Origin of the sequence: Tabrizicola fusiformis (assembly GCF_013328815.1) — a bacterium.
Classification (GTDB): domain Bacteria; phylum Pseudomonadota; class Alphaproteobacteria; order Rhodobacterales; family Rhodobacteraceae; genus Fuscibacter.
This window is the reverse complement of record NZ_JABUHN010000039.1, coordinates 1-3976: the sequence shown is the minus strand read 5'-3', so window position 1 is coordinate 3976 and position 3976 is coordinate 1. Positions and strand designations below refer to the sequence as shown.

Sequence of the window (3976 nt, the reverse complement as noted above, 5' to 3'; positions counted from 1 at the left end):
CCCACCGGCGCGGCCAATGCCATTCTGGCGGAGGATGTGCGTGTCATGCCGATGGAGGGGCAGGACGTCACCCGCGGCTTCGAGCGGCCCTATATGGGCGCCCGTCCCACCATCGCGGCGGGGCTGCATGCCAAGATCAGCTTCAAGGTCGAGGTCAAGGGTTCGGGCACGGCGGGCACCGCCCCGGCGATCGGGGTGCTGCTGCGGTCCTGCGCGATGGCCGAAACCATCGTTGCGGCGACGTCGGTCACCTATAACCCGGTCTCGTCGGCCCATGAAAGCTGCACGATCTACTTCGTGAACGACGGCACGAACTATCTGTTCAAGGGCGCCCGCGGCACCTTCAAATACGTCATGTCCGCGCAGGGCGTGGTCTATCTGGAGTTCGAGTTCACCGGGCTTTTCACGCAGCCCGCGGCGCTGGCGCTGCCGACGGCAACCTACGGCACCCAGTTGACGCAGATGCCGCAGGTGGCGAGCAGCGCCAATACGCCGACCTTCACCATCGGCGCCGTGGCCGCTGTCCTGCGGTCCTTCTCCCTGGATGCTGGCAACAAGGTGACGCCGCGCATGCTGGTCCGGTCGGAAAGCATCCTGATCACCGATCGCAGCGAGATGATCGACTTGCAGATCGAGGCGGTGCCGCTGGCGACCTACAACCCGTTCAGCCTTGCCGCTGCCGGTACCGCGCAGGCCATCAGCCTGATCCACGGCACCGGGGCGGGCAAGATCTGCACGTTGTCGGTTCCTGCCGCCCAGGTGCAGCGCCCGACCGGGCTGGCCGAGCAGGATGGCATCACCGAATGGCCACTGAAGTTCGTGCCCGTGCCCACCTCTGGCAACGACCAGTTCACCCTCGCCTTTACCTGACCGGAGTCCGCACCATGAAGATCGTCAAGAACCGCCAGTTCAAAGCCAAGGTCAGCGTCGATTTCCCGACCGATGAAGGCGCCGTCGAAACCCAGAGCTTCACGGCGACGTTTCGGGCGCTGTCGGTGCCGGAACTGGCCGAACACCATCTTCTGGATGCCGCCGGTCAGGACGCGTTTCTGGCTGATGTGCTGATCGGCTGGGAGGGGCTGACCGATGACCGGGACGGCGAAGATGTGCCGCTGATCTTCAGCCCCGCCGCGCGGACCCTGATCCTGACGGATGTCTTCGTCCGCCGCGCGGTGATCGACACCTATCAGGCCCAACTCATGGGCGCCAAGCGGGGAAACTGACCGCCGCCGGGCGGGTCTGGGCGCGCGGCGACCGTGGCGGAAGCCGCGACCTTTCCCGCGCCAAGGAGGACGCCGCCCGGATGGGGCTCGTGCTGCAACTGGAAGAGGCGGCGGAAGACGAGGGTCTCTGGGCCGACCATCTGCCCGCATGGACCGCCTGGTGCGCGGTGTCGGGCCAGTGGCGGACGCAGGCGCTCTCCAGCCTCGAGGCGACCCGGCTCTTGTGGCTCGGCCTCGACTACACCGCCGCCCGCGCCGGGCTTGATCTGGCGGGCATCGAGATGACCCCCGGCCTGTGGGCCGAGGTTCGCGACATCGAATCCGGGGCAATAGAGGAGCTTAACGCCCGTGGCCGGTAACCTGCGCGTCAGCATGCTGTTTGAGGCCGATACCGGTCGGGCGCGCTCTGCCATTGCCGGGCTGCGCGGCGAGACGGATCAGCTTGGGGCTGCCGTGGCCAAGGCCGGTCAGGGCGCCAGGACCGGCGGTGCGGGCATCTCGGCTGCGGGTGAGGCCAGTGAGGCAACGGCGGGCGATTTCTTGCGCGCCGTCACCGCCGCCCAATCCCTTGATGCGGTGGTTGGCAAGCTGGGCGCCTCCATGTCGCGGATCGGCCCTTCGACCTTTCTGGGCACGCTTGCCGCTCTTGGCGATGCCTCGCTCGGGATCGACGAAATCGCGGCGGATTTCCGGCAGGCGACCGACGAAGCCCGGCTCTATCAGTCCGTCCTCGATCAGGTGCGGGCCAAATATGATCCGCTCTTCGCGGCCTCGCAGCGCTATGAGCTAGAGCTGCGCGAGATCGCTGAAGCCGAGCGGCTGGGCGCGCTTTCGGCCCTTGGCGCGGCGCAGGCCCGGGAGCGGGCGGCACAGTCCATGACGCCTGTCATTCGGCAGGTAGGGCAAACTGCGGCTGCGTCGAACGCTCATCTGGCGAACCTCGGTTTCCAGGCGAACGACATCTTCATGATGATGGCTGCGGGCCAGAACCCGATGATGCTGGCCATCCAGCAGGGCACGCAGGTCAGCCAGGTCTTCGGGATGATGCGCAAGGAAGGGCAGGCCCTTGGCCCCGCGATCCGGTCTGCGCTGATGGGCATGGTCAGCCCGATGTCCCTGGTCACCATGGGTGTGATCGCGCTGGGGGCCGTCGCGGTTCAGTCGCTGATGTCGATGGGTTCCGAGGCCAAATCGACGGAAGATACTATTTCCGACATGACTGGCTCGGTGCGCAAGCTGGGCGAGGCGACCAGCCGGACGGCCGCCGACATCGTCGCCGACTTCGGACAGATCAATCCGGCTCTGGCGGATATGCAGCGGAGCCTGTCGGCACTGGCGCAGGTTCGGGCCTTGCAGGATCTTCGCGCGGGTCTGAAGGCGCTGAAGGATGATGTCGGCGGAGGTCTGTTGAGTACCGGACCGGGTGATGTGGCAAGGCTCCTCGGCACTGATATCTACCGCCGTGGCTTCGCTGGTAAGATACTGACGGCGCCAGTCGCCGGGTTTCGCCAGTCGCTTGAAAGCCTGCAAACAGCGGAAGGCCCAGCCGCGCAGGTCGCAATCGTGCGCGATCTGAAAAAGCAACTGGAAGAGGCTGCTGGCGGCATCGGCAGCATGAACGCCGCCCAACTGGTTTACTACGACTCGCTGCTGGCGACTGAAAGCGCGATCGAGCGGATCGTGGCTGAACAGGCAAAGATGCAGCGTCAGGCCATTGACCTCGCCCGCGCCACAGGCACCGAAAACACCCGGATGGGCGGCCCGACCATCGCGGACATTGTCAAGCCGCGCGACCCGGGCAAGGGGTTTCAGGACGCCCGCGATCTGCTGGCGGCGGGACGCGAGGAAGTGGAACTCGCCCGCCTGAAGCTGGCCTATGGCGAGCAGTCAGCCGAAGTCCGTGCCGAAGAGGCGCGTCAGGCGAATGCGGCAGTCGAGGCGAAGATCCGCGAGCTGGGCATCGGCCGCGACAGTCTGCAGGCCCAGCAGATGCGTGGGCAAGAGGCGGTACGTCAGGCGCTGGCCGAGGCTGCGCGCATCGCTGCCGCGCGGACCGCCGCCGACCAGATGCTGGCGCAGCATCAGCAGGAGGCGGGCATCGTCGAACTGACGGCCCGCTGGGGCGCTGACAGTCTGGAAGTGGCCTATGCCCGGGTCTCGGCCGAGCGGCAGGTCTATGAGGCGCAGCTCGCGGCGCAGGGGATCAGCGGCAAGCTTGCGGATGATCTCATGGATGCCTGGGACGCGGCGCGCGGTGTGGCTGCGATCAACATGGCGGCGGGCATCGCGGCGGCGGCCGGACAGGCGATGCTCTTGGCGCAAAACCTTGGCATCTCCCTGCGGAACGCGGCCGCGATCGCCAATGTCGGGCTGACGGTCTCGGACGGATCGGTGGTCAAGCCGGGCGGAACTCCCGCCAAACCGGGCGGGTTGAGTTTTGGTGGCGTCGGCTCGGTCGGCAACCTTGGTTTCAGCGGCGGTCTGACCTTCGGTGACAACCCCGGCTCCGGCTCTTCGGTCAGCACCCCGACCGCAGGTGCCTCCGGGGTCGGCAAAGGCGGAGGTGGTGGCGGCGCGAAAGCCGAAGCCAATGCACTGGCCGAACTGATCCAGCGCGAGCGCGAACAGATCGAGGCGCTGCGGGTGCTGGACCCCGTCCAGGCCGAAATCCTGAAGAACCACGAAGCGCTGAAGGGCGCGACCGATGCAGAAAAGCAATCGGTGGCCGACCTGATCGCGGAACGGATGCGGCT

The 3976-nt window shown here is 66.8% G+C and carries 4 protein-coding genes; all 4 read left to right on the top strand.

Going from position 1 to position 3976, the window contains the following annotated elements:
* Positions 1–870, top strand: an 870-nt coding sequence (locus tag HS053_RS21925) for a phage tail tube protein (protein ID WP_174213367.1), incomplete at its 5' end; no start/stop codon positions are given.
* A 14-nt stretch (positions 871–884) separates the two neighbouring features.
* Positions 885–1223, top strand: coding sequence for a hypothetical protein (locus HS053_RS21920; protein ID WP_174213366.1), 339 nt, complete (start codon positions 885–887; stop codon positions 1221–1223).
* Between the two features lie 80 nt (positions 1224–1303).
* The gene (locus HS053_RS21915) at positions 1304–1582 is read left to right on the top strand and encodes a DUF1799 domain-containing protein (RefSeq protein WP_174213365.1); all 279 of its coding nucleotides are present in this window, start codon (positions 1304–1306) and stop codon (positions 1580–1582) included.
* A partial coding sequence (locus HS053_RS21910; protein ID WP_174213364.1) for a phage tail length tape measure family protein occupies positions 1572–3976 on the top strand: 2405 nt, incomplete at its 3' end. The genes HS053_RS21915 and HS053_RS21910, both read left to right, overlap by 11 nt.

Coding starts and splice junctions, on each gene's coding strand:
- HS053_RS21920 (WP_174213366.1), top strand. CDS start 885: ATGAAGATCGTCAAGAACCGCCAGTTCAAAGCCAAGGTCAGCGTCGAT.
- HS053_RS21915 (WP_174213365.1), top strand. CDS start 1,304: ATGGGGCTCGTGCTGCAACTGGAAGAGGCGGCGGAAGACGAGGGTCTC.